Raw genomic sequence first — 15,026 nt, 5'->3', positions numbered from 1 at the left:
TGGGATCCCGGGTCAAGCCCGGGATGACGACTTGGTACCCCGCGCGATGAACAGGACTCAGGCGGTGCCCGTTCCAGCCTTCAGGAAGGCGATCGTCCGCGCCCAGGCCTGCTTGGCGGTGGCGGCGTTGTAGCGCTCGGCGCTGGTGTCGTTCATGAAGGCATGGTCGACATCGGGGTAGATGATCGCCTCGTACTGGATGCCGGCCGCCTTCAGCGCCTTCTCGTAATCGGGCAGCATCTGGACGAGGCGCGTATCGCGCGAAGCCTGCTGGATCAGGAGGCGGGCCTTGATCTGCGGCACCTTGGCGAGATCGGGCGGGCCGCCATAGAAGACGACGCCGGCGGCGAGCTCGGGCGCCGCGACCGCGAGATTGTTGACCGCGCTGCCGCCCCAGCAGAAGCCGACCGCGCCGACCTTGCCGTTCGCGTCCGGCCGGGAGGCCAGGTATTTGAGGGCCGCGCGCCCCTGTCCGACGACGGCGTCGTTGGAAAGCTGCGGGAACAGCGCGCGGGCGGCGTCTGGATCAGCAGGCGTGCCGCCCAGCGGGGTCAGGAAGTCCAGGCCGAGCGCCGTGAAGCCCTCCAGCGCCATGCGCCGGGTGATGTCCTCGATATGCGGATTGAGGCCGCGATTCTCGTGGATGATGAGGACGCCGCCGCGCTTGGCCTCCGCCTTCGGCGTGGCGAGATACCCCTTCAGCGCGACGCCGTCGACGGTGGTGTCGACGCGCGATGTCGCGATCCGGGCATCGTCCGGCGCGATCTGCTGTGCCCTTGCATAATTGGGTTCGAGCAGGGCGAGCGCCGCTTCGGCGGCGGCCGTAGTGCCGGCGATGGCGAGCAACCGATTCATGAAGACACGCCGGTCGAGCGGCTTGTGGGTGTATTCGTCGTAGAGTTCGACGATCCTGCGATCGAGCGCCATGTCTGCTTCCCCTTGCGTTATGGCGCCGATCATAGCGACGTATTCGCCGAGCGCAGGAGGCAGGCGCACGGGCTCGCAGCCTTGTGAAGGCGCAGGGCTATTCGGCGACGACCTTGTAGCGCTGCCCGGGCGTCAGCGCGGCGTTGCGTTCGATACCGTTCAGGAGCTGGAAGAGTTCGCCCGGGCGATCCTGCTCGGGCATGCGCTCGGCCATGCTGGCGACGGTGTCGCCGGCTTCGGCCGCCACCAGCCGGATCTGCATCGGCCGGATGGCCTGGGCTTCCGCCGGGCTCAAGGTTCGGAAGCTCTCGGCGATGCTGCGCATCGGCCGCTCGGGGTCGCTGGCGCCGCGCGCGGCGAGGATGAAGCGATAGACGCGCTCACCGACCTGCACGGCGGCAAGGCGGAACATCCAGTCCGTGCCCTTGCCATAGGCGATGACCGCCGGCTGCCCGCCGATCTCGACCTTCTCGATCCCGGTCGTCTCGACGCCTTCGATCCAGCCGGCCGCGACATAGGATTCCAGCGTCTGGCCGCTCTTCAAGGTCACTGAGTCGAAGCGCAAGGCCTGGGAGCCGCTGGCGCTGACGCCGATGACCATGTCCTGCGCGGCCTCCAGGCTGAAGCCCTCGGGCGCGGTGAAGCCGATGCGCAGGGTGCTGTTCAGATACCGCCGGCCGCGCACCACCCCGTCGCGCGGATCGTCGCCATAGGCCAGCCCCTCGATGGCGTTGAGCCAGCGATTGGCGTCGCGCTCGCCGATGCCGGGGGCGCCGATCTGCCTTGCGGCGGCCGTCACCGCGGCGATGCGCTCGGGCGTCTGCGGGTGGCTGGAGAGGATGTCGAGCCGCTTGTCCTCGGCGCTCTGGTTCTGCCCGCTGTTGCGGAAGGCGGTGTTCCGCCCGAGGGTCGCCAGGAAGCGGCCGGCGCCGTACGGATCGTAGCCCGCGCGCGAGATATTGCGCACGCTGATCTGGTCGGCGGTCAATTCCTGCTGGCGCGAGAAGCGGGCGAGCGAGAGCTTCGAGCCCGCCCGCACGGCGGCGCCCTGCGAGGGGTCTTTCAGCACCTGCGAGACGACCTGGCTCACCAGCGCCGATTCGGCCTCCTTCTCGGCGCGCTCGACGGCGTGCTGGGCGGTGACGTGGGCGATCTCATGGGCCAGCACCGAGGCGATCTCGGAGGTGTCGTTGGCGAGCGCGAGCAGGCCGCGCGTCACGTAGAGCCGGCCATTGGGCAAGGCGAAGGCGTTGACCACCGGCGAGTTCAGGATGGTGATCTCGTAATGGCCGATCTGGCCTTCACCGGCCTTGGCCAGCCGCTGCACCACCTCGTCGAGCGCGGCGCGGGCCTTGGGCGCGCGGTATTCGCCGCCGAAGGCCGTCAGCAGCCTTTGATGCTCCTGATCCGAGGCGCGCTGGACGGTGTTGATGCGCGGGGCGATGTCGTCGCCCGAGGGCGTCGGCAGCAGCGCGCTCTGGTCGCCGAGGCAGCCGACGAGCAGCAGGCCCGGCAGCACGATGGCCGCCAGCCGCTTCGAATGCCGCGAAAGCGATGTCCGCCAGGGCTCCAGCATATCCTCAGTCGATCAGTTCCAGCGCTGCCCGCGATGTCGCCTCCAGCAGGAGGCCGTCGCGCCCGGACATGACGCCATAGGCTCGCAGGCGTTTACCGCCCAGGCTGCCCGCGGTCCAGCCGGCAGCCTTCAATTCACGCCAAAGCGCGCGCGCGACGACGATCGAGGCAGCCTCCCCGGGACGGCGGGACAAATTCAGATAGGTCCGCTGGGAGCGCTCGCCGACGGAGGCGATCCGACCTTCCAGCATGACGTAGCGCCCCTCCTGCGCCTTCACGGCGGCGAGATCATGACCGTCGACGGCCACGAGCTGTGAAGGTTGGAGGGCAGATGTTACCGTTTTCTGAACGGGAGCAGGCGCGCCCTTGCAGGGGGCTGCGGCCGGTTCGGGCAAGGGCAGGGCCGCGCCGCTGCGTTGCAAGGCGGTGGAAAGCTCCAGCGGCTCGCGAGCGGCCTCCTCTGGCGGGATGAAGAGCTTCGCGGGCCAGCGCCCCCAGCGGTCCGGCTCGCCCAGGACGGCGAGATCGAGGGTCCGATCGAGGAAGGGCTGGAGCCCGGCGCGGAAGCGCGCGGCTTCGTCGAGGTCCTGGCGCGGCGCCAGCCCGACCAGCCGCAGGACCCGGCCATCGCTCAGGACCGGGTCGCCGGCGGCGTTGATGCCGGTCAGCCGCGCTGCCGTCGTCTCGGCCCTGGGTTCGGCGCAGCCGGGCGCCGCCTGCACGGGCGCACCGGGCAAGACCGCGATCATGACAGTTGCAAGAAGGGACTTCACCCGCATCGCGATTATGCTACACGACGTTTTGTGCGTCCCGGTAGCTCAGCAGGATAGAGCAACGGTTTCCTAAACCGTAGGTCAGGGGTTCGAATCCCTTCCGGGACGCCATTCGACAGTTCGCATGAGAGCGGCCACGCTGTTCTCCTGCGTCTCGTCAAGGCGCCGGCCATTCCGGATTCCCCTTCTCGGCGCGGTGCTTTAAGCAACGTTCATGGAGAACGTGACGCCGCAAGAACTCTTCATCCATGTCCGCATCGTCATGGGCATGGTCATCGGCCTCGGTATCACCCGGATGCTGGCCGGCATCGCCGGCTTCATCCAGCATCCCGGCCGCCACCGCGTCTCGTTGCTGCACATGCTCTGGGTCGGCTCGATCCTGCTGGAGCTGGTGCTGTTCTGGTGGTGGGAGTTCGGGCTCTCGCGCATTCCGGGCTGGAGCTTCGGCATCTACCTGTTCCTGATCGGCTATGCCGTGGTCCTCTATCTGCTCTCGGCGCTGCTCTTTCCGGACAACATCTCGGAATATGCCGGCTACGAGGATTTCTTCATCAGGCGCCGGCGCTGGTTCTTCGGCCTGATGGCGGCGGCGTTCCTGCTCGACATCGTCGACACGCTGATCAAGGGCAGCGAGCACTGGAGCCAGCTCAGCGGCGACTATCTCATCCAGGTCCCGATCGGGCTGCTGCTATGCCTCGTCGCCTTCGTTTCCGCGCGGCGCTCGGTCCAGATCGCGCTGGCATCCGTGCACATCGGCTATCAGGCTTACTGGATCGGGCGCGTCGTCTACACGATGGGCTGACGCCGCGCGAACAGGTTCAGCGCTCGGCGAAGGGCGCGAAATGCCTGGCGACCTGCCGGTAGACGCCCTGCTTGAACGGGATGATCAGCTCCGGCGTCTCGTCGAGCCGCGCCCAGCGCCAGGCGTCGAACTCGGCCTTGTGGCCGCCGGCCGGGGTGAGGATGTTGATCTCGTCATCGGCGCCGACGAAGCGGAAGGCGAACCATTTCTGCGTCTGGCCGCGCCAGCGGCCTTTCCAGGCCTCCTTGCCGATATCGCCGGGCAAATCGTAGGTCAGCCAACCCGGTGCCTCGGCGAGCAGCTCGACGGAGGTGACGTTGGTTTCCTCCATGAGCTCGCGGCGGGCGGCCTCCAGCGGGGTTTCGCCCTTGTCGATCCCGCCCTGCGGCATCTGCCAGGCATGGCCCGGCGCGACATGCTCGCGCTTCGTCTTGTCGGCGCGCCGGCCGATGAAGACGAGCCCCTCGGCATTGAACAAGGCGAGCCCGACGCAGGGACGATAACCTTCGGGGGCGGTCTCGGTCATCGCTGCGATCCGGTGGAGAGTGATCCGGTGGTCTTGGGGCTGCGGAAGCCGCGCGCGGCGCTGACGGGGACGAGCGCGATCTTCTTGGCTTCCAACGATTGGGCCCAGCGATTGATCCGCTCGATCGAGACCGGCAGGGCGCTGGCCGAGGCGACGACGATGCCCTGATCGCGCGCCAGCGCTTCCAGCGCCGCGAGTTCCTTGTCGATGGCGTCGGCGCGGGTGACGGAATCGATGACCCGGTCGATCTTCAACGCGGGGATCTGGGCGCGCGTGGCGGAGGCGGCCAGCAGGCTGCGCGGCGAAGAACCGTCGTCGACGACCATCAGGCCGCGGCCCGCAAGCTCGCGCAGGATCGGCGACAGGGCGCCCTCATCCGAGGTCAAACGGCCGCCGAGGAAATTGACGATGCCGACATAGCCCGTGAAGCGGCCGAGCGACCAGTACAGCCTGTCGAGATTGTCCTGCGCCTTGGGGCCTGTCAGCAGCGTATGCGGGCCGGGGTCGTTGTCGGGATAGTCGAAAGGCTCCATCGGCAATTGCAGGAAGACCTCGTGGCCTTCGCTGCGGGCGCGCTGGACAGTACGTTCGAGCTCGGTGCCATAGGGCGCGAAGGCCAGCGAGACCGGCCCGGGCAGCTTGGCGATGGCATCGGCGGTGCCATTCTGGCTGATGCCGAGGCCGCCGATGAGCAGGGCGATGCGGCCGGCCGGCTTCGCCGCCGGCTCCGGGCCGAGGGGGCGGGCATAGATCTTCGCAGGCGTCGCGCCGTCCGGGCCGAGCTTCGGCAGCAGGCCGTAGCGGGTGCGTTCGGTGAGGCGGTTGTCGGGGGCGGAAGCAAGCTTGATGGCGCCGGCTTCGTCGGGAACGGTGATGATGATGGCGCCGGGCGCATCTTCGCCCGCCCGCACCACCGTCACGCCGGCGCTGTTCTCGAGCTGCGCAGCGCTCGCCGGCCCGCGCGAGGCGGCAAGAGGCGTATCGTTGCTGGGCGGAATGGAAGAGACGGGGGCCGCCCGCTTCACGATGGAGGCGACGGCGACGGGCTCGCCGCCATTTGGGTCGCGGCGGATCGCAGCAACCAGCAGGAGGCCGAGGATCACGGTACCGACGCAGGCTGCGGCCGCAGTCGCAGACCAGCGGCCCCACGGCTTGCCGGAGGGCGCGGCTCGATCCTGGCCGAGTGGCCGATTGAGCTCCGTCAGCGGCGTTCCGGCCAAGGTCAGCCGTCCTCAAGGTTGCGACGCGGACCCGAATCAGTGGCCCGCGCGCTAGTCTTGTCGCCTAAGAAGCCTGCCGTCGAGCCCGAAGGCTCGACGGGGCATTCAGTTCGGCTGCTTCGGCGCGTCCGGGGCGGCGGGGGCCGCAGCGGTCGGAGCCGGGTCGGCCGCCGGCTTTTCGGCCGGTGCGGCAGCGTCCTTCTTGACGCCACGCAGCTGGTTGAAGGCCGCGATCAGCTGGGTGTCCTTGGCCGCGTCGTTCGGGACATAGGAGGCGGAGCCGGACTGCTCCTCGCCCTCGCCGGCCTTGAGATGGCCTTTCAGCGCCGCCTCGCCCTTGTTCTCGACGAGCTTGTCCTTGATCTCCTGCGGGATGTCCTGCTGGACCTCGATGTCCGGCGTGATGCCCTTGGCCTGGATCGAGTTGCCCGACGGCGTGTAGTAGCGCGCCGTAGTCAGGCGCAGGCCGCCGTTCGAGCCGAGCGGGATCACGGTCTGGACCGAGCCCTTGCCGAAGGAGCGCGTGCCCATCACGACGGCGCGCTTGTGGTCCTGCAGCGCGCCGGCCACGATCTCGGCCGCCGAGGCGGAGGAGCCGTTGATCAGCACGACGACCGGCTTGCCCTTGGTCAGATCGCCCGACTTCGCGTTGAAGACCTGCGTCTCCTCGGCGTTGCGGCCGCGCGTCGAGACGATCTTGCCGCGATCGAGGAAGGCGTCGGAGACCAGCACGGACTGGTCGAGGCGCCCGCCGCGGTTGTTGCGGAGGTCGATGACGTAGCCCTTGAGCTTGTCGGCGCCGATCTCGTTCGAGAGCTTGTCGATGGCCTTGCGCAGGCCGTCATAGGTCTGCTCGGAGAAGGTGCCGATGCGGATGTAGCCGATGTCGCCCTCGACGCGCTCCTCGACCGCGGGCACGACGATGGTCGAGCGGGTCAGGGTGAATTCGAGCGGCTCGGTCTTGCCCGGCCGCTCGACCTTGAGCGTGACCTGGGTGTTGATCAGCCCGCGCATCTTCTCGACCGCCTGGGTCAGGGACAGGCCCTTCACCTCGGTGCCGTCGATCTGGCGGATGATGTCGTTGGCCAGGATGCCGGCCTTGGAGGCGGGCGTGTCGCGGATCGGCTTGGCGACCTTGAGGACGCCGTCCTCCATCGTCACCTCGATGCCGAGGCCGCCGAACTGGCCACGCATGTCCGTGTCCATGTCGCGGAAGGCCTTGGAGTCCAGATAGGACGAATGCGGATCGAGCGAGGAGACCATGCCGTTGATGGCGGCCTCGATCAGCTTCTGCTCGTCCGGCTTGTCGACATAGTCGGTGCGGATCTTCTCGAAGATGTCACCGAAGAGATTGAGGCTGCGGTAGACCTCCGCCGAGGCGGCGACAGCACTGGTCGAGCTGAGCAGCCTCGTCTGAGTAGCCAGTCCGGTCAGGCCCGCACCCATGATGGCGCCGGCGAGAACGAGGGAAACCTTGCGCATCATCCGCGAACCTTTTCGCCTTGCAATTTCGTCCACCACGGGCTCGGGTCGACCGAAACGCCGTCTTTCCTGAATTCGATATACAGGACCGGCTGGCCGGTTCCCACTCCTACTGTCGTCGCGGCAGCTTCCGATGTTTCGCCCATCATCGCAACCGGCTCTCCCGCCAGCACGAACTGATTGAGCGCGACATCGATCCGCTGCATGCCGGCAAGCAATATGTAGTATCCCCCCCCAGCGTTCAGGATCAAGAGTTGCCCGAACGAACGGAACGGCCCCGCATAAACCACCCAAGCGTCTGAAGGCGCCGAAACTAGGGCATTGGGCCGGGTCTCGAGCGAAATTCCGCGAATTGTGCCGCCGGCACCGTCGGGATCGCCGAAACCACGCAATCGTGATCCCGCGACAGGCAGCGCGAGCAGCCCCCTGGCATCGCCGAAGGCGATCTTCGGGGCGAGACGGGCCGGGTCCTTGAAGGCGAGCGCCGTCATGCGCTCGCGCTGCTCGCGGGTTTCCTGCTCGATCGCCTGGCGCGCGGCGTCGGCCGCCCTGTTGGCGACCGAGATCTCCTTCTCGATCTTCTCGACGAAATCGCGCATCGACCGGGCCTGGCCGGCGAGCTCGCTGCCCAGCGCGCGCTGGGCCTCGACATCCTTCGCCGCCGAGGTCTCGCGCTCGCGTCTTGCCTCGATCAGGGAGGCCAGGCGCTGGCGTTCGCCCGCGAGCTGCTGCATCTCCTCGCCGATCTTGATCTTCTCGGTGGCGATGCCGTCGCGCAGCCGCACCAGCTCGCCGAGATCGGTCGCGAGGATCTCGATCTCCTGGCGCAGATCGGGGACGACGGCGCCGAGCAGCATCGAGGCCCGCACCGCTTCGAGGATATCCTCGGGGCGCACCAGCACAGCCGGCGGCGGGCTTCGCCCGATGCGTTGCAGCGCTGCCAGCACCTCGGCGATCAGGCCGCGCCGGCCCTCGAGCGAGCGGCGAATCGCGGTCTCGCTGGATTGCAGCAAGGCGAGGCGCTTCTCCAGCGCGCCCAGCCGCTCCTCGCCGGCCTGCGTCCTTGCGGTGGTGTCGAGCAGGGCCTTGTTGAGCGCGGCACGGTCGGCGCGGATCGCGGCGATCTCCTTCTCCAGACCGGCGCGGGCCTCGGTATTGCCGGCGAGGCGCTGTTCGATCGCCTTGAGCTCGGCTTCGCGCGCCTGCTTCTCCACAAGCTTCTGCATCGCCTCACGGGCGAGAGCGTCCGGATCCGGCGCGTTGCCCTGTGCGAGGGCCGGCGTGCCGAGCAATGCCACGGCCAGCAGGGCGGCGAGGCCCGGACGGCCCAGCCCGGAGCGAATCAGCAGGGCGGCAAGGTTCATGCGCGATGATAGGGGTGTCCGGCGATGATCGTCATCGCCCGATAGAGCTGTTCGAGCACGAGCGCCCGCACGATCTGGTGCGGGATCGTCAGGGCGCCGAAGGCCAGGGTGATCTCGGCCTTGTCGCGTATCTCCTCGCTCAGCCCGTCGGCACCGCCGATCACGAGGCTGGCGTGGCCGACGCCTGAATCGCGGGCGGCGGCGATGCGGCTGGCGAAGGCGTCGCTGCCGAGAGGGCGGCCGCGCTCGTCGAGGGCGATCAGCAGGCCGGGCTGCGCCTTGCCGAGGATGGCCTGCGCCTCCTCGCGCTTGCGCTCGTCAGGGCGCCGGCCCCGGCCCTCAGTGATCTCGACGATGTCGGGACCGCTCAGGCCGATGCCGCGGCCGAGCGCAACGCCGCGCTCGCGATAGCGCTCGCAGAGCTCCCGCTCCGGCCCGTCCTTGAGCCGGCCGACGGCGATGACTGCGAGCCGCATCCGAGAACGGCGTCAGCTATCGAGGCGTTCGTTCGGCCGGTCGGTGCCCCACATCTTCTCGAGATTGTAGAACTGGCGCACTTCGGGCCGGAAGACGTGGATGATGATGTCGCCGGTATCGATCAGCACCCAGTCGCAGGCAGGCATGCCCTCGACGTTGGGCGCGGGGAGGCCCGAGCCCTTCAGGGCTTCGATCAGCGCGTCGGAGATGGCGGCGACATGGCGGTTGACGTTGCCCGAGGCGATGATCATCGCGTCGGCCAGAGATGTCTTGCCAACGAGGTCGATCACCGTGATGTCCTCAGCCTTCATGTCTTCGAGGACACGTTGCGCAAGGGCGATGCTATCGGCAGAGGGGTTGTCTGCGATAGCGGCCTGGGGAAGCGGCATCGGCTCGGCTTCACCAAGGGTTTGACGGTTCAGTGACGTATCCTCTCGAACGCGACGCGCTCTCGGCGCGACACATTTAAAATAGGCCAAAAGGCCCCGGAATTCAATCGCGGCCAGCCTGACGGCGCAGCATGGTCGAAGACAGCGCCGAGCGCTTGCCGTGCAGGAAAACCCAGGCAGGGGGTCGCGTGCGCGGCAGGCTCGCCGCCTGATTCTCCGGAATGCGCCAGCGCGACAGCCAGTTGGCGGCGGGCGAGGCCATGGCGCTGTGGGTCGAACCCGGCCGGTCGATGATGGCGATCGGCATCATCCGGGCGATCGTCCGCCACTCGGCCCAGCGATGGAAGCCGGCGAGATTGTCGGAGCCCATGATCCAGACGAAGTTGACGCCCGGGCAGCGCCGCTTCAGCGCGCGCAAAGTGTCGGCGGTATAGCGGGTGCGCAGCATCGCCTCGATGCCGGTGACCTGGATGCGGGCATGGTTGGCGACGCCGCGGGCCTGCCTTATGCGCTCGGCTAGCGGCGGCAATTTCGCATTGTCCTTCAGCGGGTTGCCCGACGTGACCAGCCACCAGACACGGTCGAGCTGGAGCCGGCGCAGCGCGGTCAGGCTGGCGAGCCGGTGGCCGTCATGGGCGGGGTTGAAGCTGCCGCCGAACAGGCCGATGCACAGCCCCGGCGCATGGGGCGGCAGGCGCAGATGCTCGTTCGTCATCCCAGATGCATCGGCTCAGGGACGAATCTGGCCCGCGCCATGGACGCGGTACTTGAAGGAGCAGAGCTGTTCGACGCCGACCGGGCCGCGCGCATGCATGCGGCCGGTGGCGATGCCGATCTCGGCGCCGAAGCCGAACTCGCCGCCATCTGCGAACTGGGTCGAAGCGTTGTGGATGACGATGGCGGAATCGACCTCGGCGAGGAAGCGGGCGGCGGCGGCCTCGTCGGCGGTGACGATAGCATCGGTATGGTGCGAGCCGTAGCGCTCGATATGGTCGATGGCGGCATCGAGCCCGGCGACGGTCTTCACCGCGATGATCCGGTCGAGATATTCGGTCGACCAGTCCTCTTCGCTCGCGGGCGTCACGCGCGCGTGCACAGAAAGAGAGGCGGCATCGCCACGCACCGCGCAGCCGGCTTCGAGCAGCGCGGCGACGAGCGGCGCGAGATGGGTTCCGGCACAGGCCTCGTCGACCAGCAGCGTCTCGGCTGCGCCACAGACGCCGGTGCGGCGCAGCTTGGCGTTGAGCAGGATGTCACGGGCCATGGCGAGATCGGCTTGCGCATGGACATAGACATGGCAGTTGCCGTCGAGATGGGCGAAGACCGGCACGCGCGCCTCGCTCTGGACGCGGGCGACGAGGCTTTTCCCCCCGCGCGGCACGACGACATCGACGTTTCCGCTCAAGCCTGCGAAGATTTCACCGACGGCGGCGCGGTCCCGCGTCGGCACCAGCTGGATCGCGTCGGCCGGCAGGTCGGCCGCCTCCAGCCCCTCGCGCATGGCGGCGGCGATCTCGGTCGAGGAGCGGAAGGAATCAGAACCGGCGCGCAGGATCGCGGCGTTGCCGCTCTTCAGGCACAGCGCTCCGGCATCGGCGGTGACATTGGGCCGGCTCTCGAAGATCACGGCGATGATGCCGAGCGGCGTGGCGACGCGCTCGAAGCGCAGGCCGTTGGGCCGCGTCCATTCCGCCAGCACCCGGCCGAGCGGGTCGGGCAGGCCGGCGACGTCGGCGACGGCATCGGCGATGGCGGCGAGGCGCTTCTCGTCGAGGGCGAGGCGATCCATGAAGGAGCCGCTCAGGCCGGCCGCCTTGCCGTCGGCGAGGTCCTGCGCATTGGCGGCGAGGATGCGGGCGCTGCGGGCGCGCAGTGCATCGGCCATGGCGATGAGGGCGGCGTTGCGTCGCGCGGCCGGGGCGAGGGCGATCCGGCGCGCGGCGGCGCGGGCGCGCCGGCCGATCTCATGCATGACGAGCCCGACATCGTCGGCCCCGTTCGTCGCGATGATGCGCAATGCGCTGTCGCCCGTCATGTCATCCAGCCCAAAAACCCGTTCGCCAAAGCCTGTCCGAAAGGAAGCTTAGCCCAGCCCGAGCGCCATGTCGTCCCGGTGGATCATCTCGGCGCGGCCGGGATAGCCGAGCACCGCCTCGATGTCGCGCGAGGCCTTGCCGAGAACGAGCGCCGCCTCGGCTGCGTCGTAGGCGACGAGGCCGCGCCCAAGCAATTGCCCGTCCGCATCGCGGATCAGCACGGCATCGCCGCGCGCGAACTCGCCCTCGATGCGGCTGACGCCGACCGGCAGCAGGCTGGCTCCTCCACGCAGCGCGCGGGCCGCGCCGGCATCGACATGCAGCGTGCCGCGCGGCTCCAGCGTGCCGGCGATCCAGGTCTTGCGCGCGGTGGCGGGCGTCGATGCCGTCAGAAACCAGGTGCAGCGGCCGCCCGCGGCCACGGCGGCGAGCGGATTCTTGCCGCGCCCATCGGCGATCAGCATATGCGTGCCGCCGACGACGGCGATCTTGCCGGCCTCGATCTTGGTGCGCATGCCGCCGCGCGAGAGCTCGGAGGCCGCGCCCCCGGCCATGGCGTCGATCTCGGGCGTGATCCGCTCGACGACGGGGATGTGCCGGGCGGACGGGTCCTTCGCGGGCGGGGCGGTATAGAGCCCGTCGATGTCGGAGAAGAGCACGAGCAGATCGGCGCCCGCCATGGTAGCGACGCGGGCGGCGAGCCGGTCGTTGTCGCCATAGCGGATCTCGGTGGTGGCGACGGTGTCGTTCTCGTTGATGACGGGGATCGCACGAAGGTCGAGCAGGCGGCCGAGCGTCGCGCGGGCGTTGAGATAGCGGCGCCGTTCCTCGGTGTCGGCCAGCGTCAGCAGGATCTGCCCGGCGGTCAGCCCATGGGCGGCGAGCGCCTCGGCCCAGTTGCGGGCGAGCGCGATCTGGCCGACGGCGGCGGCGGCCTGGCTCTCCTCCAGCCGGAGCGGGCCCGAGGGTAGGTTGAGCACCGTGCGACCGAGCGCGATGGCCCCGGACGAGACGACGAGCACGTCGGCGCCGCGCTGATGCAGCTCGGCCAAGTCTTCGGCCAATGCGGCGAGCCAGGCATGGCGCAACCGGCCACGGGCCCGGTCGACCAGCAGGCTGGAGCCGACCTTCACGACGATGCGGCGGAAATCGGAAAGCGAGGGCGTCTTCACGGGATACACGATGGGTTGCAGCGGGCCTCCTGCCTGTTGGCGAAAACGGCGCGCTTGTAAAGACGTGGTTGCCACGGCAATTGCGCGGGACGCCGGAGGCTGGCCGGATTGACAGCGGGAAACCTGGCCCCCATATCCGGGGGCGCCCCGCTCGGCTTCGTTCCGCGCTGTCCACGCCTTCTTTATGGGCAGTCGTCGGTCTACACCGGCTCGATAAGCGCTGGATGCGGGGCTGCCGCGCGTCGATTTCGATACCAATCCTTCGCGATCTGGATTATTTCGCCCGCGCGGGCCGAAAATCGTCCGTAACAACCCGAGAGAAGATCACCCTTGAAGAACCCGAACGACCGCAGCTTCACCGACCGCCAGTCCAATTCCGCCAAAGCCAAGCAGGCTCTGCTCGAGCGCTTCAAGGCGCGGCCGAAAGCCGACGACCCGGTCATGATGCAGCGACGCGCGGAACGGGAAGCCATCGCCGGGGCCCGCGCCGAGCGCGAAGCCGAGAAGGCGAAGATCCGGGCCGAGAATGAACGTCTCGAGGCGCTCGAGCGTGCGCGTATCGAGGAAGAGAAGCGCCAGGAAGAAATCGCCCGCGAGGTCGCCCGCAAAGCGGAGCAGGCCAAGCGCGATGCCGAGCGTCCGCGCAAGGTGCTGCTCGAAGCCGTGCAGTACATGCAGCTGCGCACGGCCGGCAAGCGCCGCTGACGCGCTTTCCGTTCGGCTGGTCACGGCCGGAGGCCGGAATTCGCGCAAAATCATAGGTCGATCTGGGGCGCCGTGGGCGCCCCTTTTCATATCCGCCGCATATAAAGCTCGCGCGCGACCCCTTCACGCGCCGAAAAGCGCCTCTTGCCTATCGGCAAAATGAATTCACCGGATTAGTCTCTCGCCGATTGAACCTTTTCCCGCCTCGCCGCGACCAATTCATGCGAGCCGGAATGCTGGGTCTTCGAGGGGCGATGCATACGGAATCGGACGAGGATCTCGTCAAGCGGATCGCTTCGGGCGACCGGCTCGCGATGAAGGTGCTGTTTTCGCGGCATCAGGTGCGGGTCTACCGTTTCGTGCTGCGGCTTGTCCGCGACGAGACGCTTGCCGAGGATGTGATCAGTGACGTGTTCATGGATCTCTGGCGACAGGCGGATCGCTTCGAGGCTCGCGCCTCCGTCGCGACCTGGCTGCTCGCCATCGCCCGGAACAAGGCGTGGTCGCTTCTGCGCAAGCGCCGCGATGCCGAACTCGACGAGGATTACGCCGGCACCATCGAGGACGAGTCCGATGGGCCGGAAATCGTGCTGCAGAAGCAGGACAAGGGGCTGGCGATCCGCGCCTGCCTCGAACGCCTTTCTGCCGACCATCGCGAGGTCATCGACCTCGTCTACTACCACGAGACCTCCGTCGAGGAGGTCGCGCGGATCGTCGGCATTCCCGAGAACACCGTCAAAACCCGGCTTTTCCATGCCCGCAAGAAGCTGGGCGAGATGCTCAAGGCAGCCGGTATCGACCGTGGCTGGCCCTGAGACGACCGGAATCATGAACCGGGGCAGAGCCGCCGGAGGAGTGGCGTGATGAGCGACAGCATCGCAAGCGATCTGAAGCGCCGGGAGCTCGAGGAGCTGCTGCCCTTCTATGCCAATGGCCGGATTTCAGACGCCGACAAGCGCCGCCTCGAAGCGGCTCTCGCCGCCGATGCCGAGCTCGCCGCCCGGCTCGACATCATCCGCGACGACATGGCCGAGACCGTGCTGCTCAATGAAAGCCTGGGCGCCCCGTCGCCCCGGGCGCTCGAGAAGCTGATGGCCGAGATCGAGACGGTCCCCCGGCAGGCGCCGCTGTTGACGCGGGCCAAGGACGGCTTTGGCCAGAGCTTCCTGGGCTGGCTCGGCGGCCTGCTGGCGGCACAGCCGCAGCGCCGGCTCGCCTATGCCGGGGCGGCCGCGATCGCGCTGATCCTGCTGCAGGGCGTTGCCATCACCGGCCTTGCCCTGCGCGAAGGCGCCGGCTTCCAGACCGCGTCGGCGCCGGGCGCGCAGACCTCTGAGCGCTATGTGCTGCTGAGCTTCTCGCCGGACGCCAAGGCGGGCGAGATCGCCTCCTTCTTCAAGCGCTTCGACGCCTCGGTCGTCGACGGGCCGCGCGCCAACGGCTTCTTCAAGGTGCGCGTCGGCGACGCGTCGCTGTCATCGGCCCAGGTCGATGCCATCGCGGCGCGGATGAAGAGCGAGAGCGCGATCATCTCCTTCGTCGCACCCGCACCGTGATCGTGCTGGCGCCGTCAGCCGG

16 protein-coding genes and 1 tRNA gene are annotated in these 15,026 nt (G+C 68.4%); 5 read left to right on the top strand and 12 right to left on the bottom strand.

Translation table 11 applies throughout. The features are described from left to right. Nucleotides 1-57 precede the first annotated feature (57 nt). From AC2FAN_RS08105 to AC2FAN_RS08095, 3 genes are all read right to left on the bottom strand, one after another. A complete protein-coding gene (locus AC2FAN_RS08105) occupies nucleotides 58-927 on the bottom strand; it encodes a dienelactone hydrolase family protein (protein WP_265051348.1) in 870 nt (289 codons plus the stop codon). A 97-nt stretch (nucleotides 928-1,024) separates the two neighbouring features. Continuing rightward, nucleotides 1,025-2,503, bottom strand: a complete 1,479-nt coding sequence (locus tag AC2FAN_RS08100; protein WP_485173343.1) for a M48 family metalloprotease — start codon at nucleotides 2,501-2,503, stop codon at nucleotides 1,025-1,027. Between the two features lie 4 nt (nucleotides 2,504-2,507). After that, the gene (locus tag AC2FAN_RS08095; RefSeq protein ID WP_485173342.1) at nucleotides 2,508-3,251 is read right to left on the bottom strand and encodes a hypothetical protein; all 744 of its coding nucleotides are present in this window, start codon (nucleotides 3,249-3,251) and stop codon (nucleotides 2,508-2,510) included. 58 nt (nucleotides 3,252-3,309) lie between these two features. Between AC2FAN_RS08095 and AC2FAN_RS08090 the strand changes: the two genes are divergently transcribed. Together AC2FAN_RS08090 and AC2FAN_RS08085 are read left to right on the top strand one after the other, a co-directional pair. Beyond that, nucleotides 3,310-3,386, top strand: a tRNA-Arg gene (locus tag AC2FAN_RS08090). A 103-nt stretch (nucleotides 3,387-3,489) separates the two neighbouring features. After that, on the top strand, nucleotides 3,490-4,077 hold the full coding sequence (locus AC2FAN_RS08085; protein ID WP_442864868.1) for a hypothetical protein: 588 nt from the start codon (nucleotides 3,490-3,492) through the stop codon (nucleotides 4,075-4,077). A gap of 16 nt (nucleotides 4,078-4,093) precedes the next feature. On the opposite strand, the gene AC2FAN_RS08080 is transcribed toward AC2FAN_RS08085, so the two are convergent. The 9 genes from AC2FAN_RS08080 to proB form a co-directional block, all read right to left on the bottom strand. After that, complete coding sequence (locus AC2FAN_RS08080; protein ID WP_265051373.1) at nucleotides 4,094-4,603, bottom strand: RNA pyrophosphohydrolase; 510 nt, start codon at nucleotides 4,601-4,603, stop codon at nucleotides 4,094-4,096. After that, nucleotides 4,600-5,823: a divergent polysaccharide deacetylase family protein gene (locus AC2FAN_RS08075; protein ID WP_485173341.1), complete on the bottom strand. Its 1,224-nt coding sequence runs from the start codon at nucleotides 5,821-5,823 to the stop codon at nucleotides 4,600-4,602. Before AC2FAN_RS08075 ends, AC2FAN_RS08080 begins: the two co-directional genes overlap by 4 nt. A 105-nt stretch (nucleotides 5,824-5,928) precedes the next feature. Continuing rightward, nucleotides 5,929-7,305, bottom strand: a complete 1,377-nt coding sequence (locus AC2FAN_RS08070; protein WP_485173340.1) for a S41 family peptidase — start codon at nucleotides 7,303-7,305, stop codon at nucleotides 5,929-5,931. Beyond that, nucleotides 7,305-8,669 (bottom strand): murein hydrolase activator EnvC family protein, encoded by a 1,365-nt coding sequence (locus AC2FAN_RS08065; protein WP_265051376.1) that lies wholly within the window; start codon nucleotides 8,667-8,669, stop codon nucleotides 7,305-7,307. Before AC2FAN_RS08065 ends, AC2FAN_RS08070 begins: the two co-directional genes overlap by 1 nt. Further along, nucleotides 8,666-9,145, bottom strand: a complete 480-nt coding sequence (gene rlmH, locus AC2FAN_RS08060) for a 23S rRNA (pseudouridine(1915)-N(3))-methyltransferase RlmH (protein WP_485173339.1) — start codon at nucleotides 9,143-9,145, stop codon at nucleotides 8,666-8,668. The genes AC2FAN_RS08065 and rlmH overlap by 4 nt, the downstream gene beginning before the upstream one ends. A gap of 12 nt (nucleotides 9,146-9,157) precedes the next feature. Then, entirely contained in the window at nucleotides 9,158-9,535 is a 378-nt protein-coding gene (rsfS, locus tag AC2FAN_RS08055) for a ribosome silencing factor (protein ID WP_265051378.1), read from the bottom strand. Between the two features lie 103 nt (nucleotides 9,536-9,638). After that, complete coding sequence (locus AC2FAN_RS08050) at nucleotides 9,639-10,250, bottom strand: nicotinate-nucleotide adenylyltransferase (RefSeq protein WP_485173338.1); 612 nt, start codon at nucleotides 10,248-10,250, stop codon at nucleotides 9,639-9,641. Nucleotides 10,251-10,265: 15 nt separating this feature from the next. Beyond that, complete coding sequence (locus AC2FAN_RS08045; RefSeq protein ID WP_485173736.1) at nucleotides 10,266-11,507, bottom strand: glutamate-5-semialdehyde dehydrogenase; 1,242 nt, start codon at nucleotides 11,505-11,507, stop codon at nucleotides 10,266-10,268. A gap of 111 nt (nucleotides 11,508-11,618) precedes the next feature. Then, nucleotides 11,619-12,743 (bottom strand): glutamate 5-kinase, encoded by a 1,125-nt coding sequence (gene proB, locus AC2FAN_RS08040; protein ID WP_476806432.1) that lies wholly within the window; start codon nucleotides 12,741-12,743, stop codon nucleotides 11,619-11,621. Nucleotides 12,744-13,073: 330 nt separating this feature from the next. Between proB and AC2FAN_RS08035 the strand changes: the two genes are divergently transcribed. The 3 genes from AC2FAN_RS08035 (at nucleotide 13,074) to AC2FAN_RS08025 (ending at nucleotide 15,004) form a co-directional block, all read left to right on the top strand. Beyond that, nucleotides 13,074-13,448, top strand: a complete 375-nt coding sequence (locus tag AC2FAN_RS08035) for a DUF6481 family protein (protein WP_265051381.1) — start codon at nucleotides 13,074-13,076, stop codon at nucleotides 13,446-13,448. A gap of 254 nt (nucleotides 13,449-13,702) precedes the next feature. Further along, nucleotides 13,703-14,263 carry a sigma-70 family RNA polymerase sigma factor gene (locus AC2FAN_RS08030; RefSeq protein WP_265051382.1) on the top strand — a complete coding sequence of 187 codons (561 nt, stop codon included), beginning with the start codon at nucleotides 13,703-13,705 and terminating at the stop codon, nucleotides 14,261-14,263. 48 nt (nucleotides 14,264-14,311) lie between these two features. Beyond that, nucleotides 14,312-15,004: a hypothetical protein gene (locus AC2FAN_RS08025; protein ID WP_485173337.1), complete on the top strand. Its 693-nt coding sequence runs from the start codon at nucleotides 14,312-14,314 to the stop codon at nucleotides 15,002-15,004. The last annotated feature ends 22 nt before the right edge of the window (nucleotides 15,005-15,026 follow it).

The sequence above is a fragment of the Allobosea sp. RIT-PG3_2 genome (genome assembly GCF_057321085.1).
Note: the sequence above shows the minus strand (reverse complement) of the source record. Positions and strands in the feature narration are given on the sequence as shown.

What these genes read in the sequence shown, in the direction of transcription:
- AC2FAN_RS08105 (WP_265051348.1), bottom strand. Translation starts at nt 927, where the DNA reads ATGGCGCTCGATCGCAGGATCGTCGAACTCTACGACGAATACACCCAC.
- AC2FAN_RS08100 (WP_485173343.1), bottom strand. Translation starts at nt 2,503, where the DNA reads ATGCTGGAGCCCTGGCGGACATCGCTTTCGCGGCATTCGAAGCGGCTG.
- AC2FAN_RS08095 (WP_485173342.1), bottom strand. Translation starts at nt 3,251, where the DNA reads ATGATCGCGGTCTTGCCCGGTGCGCCCGTGCAGGCGGCGCCCGGCTGC.
- AC2FAN_RS08085 (WP_442864868.1), top strand. Translation starts at nt 3,490, where the DNA reads ATGGAGAACGTGACGCCGCAAGAACTCTTCATCCATGTCCGCATCGTC.
- AC2FAN_RS08080 (WP_265051373.1), bottom strand. Translation starts at nt 4,603, where the DNA reads ATGACCGAGACCGCCCCCGAAGGTTATCGTCCCTGCGTCGGGCTCGCC.
- AC2FAN_RS08070 (WP_485173340.1), bottom strand. Translation starts at nt 7,305, where the DNA reads ATGCGCAAGGTTTCCCTCGTTCTCGCCGGCGCCATCATGGGTGCGGGC.
- AC2FAN_RS08065 (WP_265051376.1), bottom strand. Translation starts at nt 8,669, where the DNA reads ATGAACCTTGCCGCCCTGCTGATTCGCTCCGGGCTGGGCCGTCCGGGC.
- rlmH (WP_485173339.1), bottom strand. Translation starts at nt 9,145, where the DNA reads ATGCGGCTCGCAGTCATCGCCGTCGGCCGGCTCAAGGACGGGCCGGAG.
- rsfS (WP_265051378.1), bottom strand. Translation starts at nt 9,535, where the DNA reads ATGCCGCTTCCCCAGGCCGCTATCGCAGACAACCCCTCTGCCGATAGC.
- AC2FAN_RS08050 (WP_485173338.1), bottom strand. Translation starts at nt 10,250, where the DNA reads ATGACGAACGAGCATCTGCGCCTGCCGCCCCATGCGCCGGGGCTGTGC.
- AC2FAN_RS08045 (WP_485173736.1), bottom strand. Translation starts at nt 11,507, where the DNA reads ATGCATGAGATCGGCCGGCGCGCCCGCGCCGCCGCGCGCCGGATCGCC.
- AC2FAN_RS08030 (WP_265051382.1), top strand. Translation starts at nt 13,703, where the DNA reads ATGCATACGGAATCGGACGAGGATCTCGTCAAGCGGATCGCTTCGGGC.
- AC2FAN_RS08025 (WP_485173337.1), top strand. Translation starts at nt 14,312, where the DNA reads ATGAGCGACAGCATCGCAAGCGATCTGAAGCGCCGGGAGCTCGAGGAG.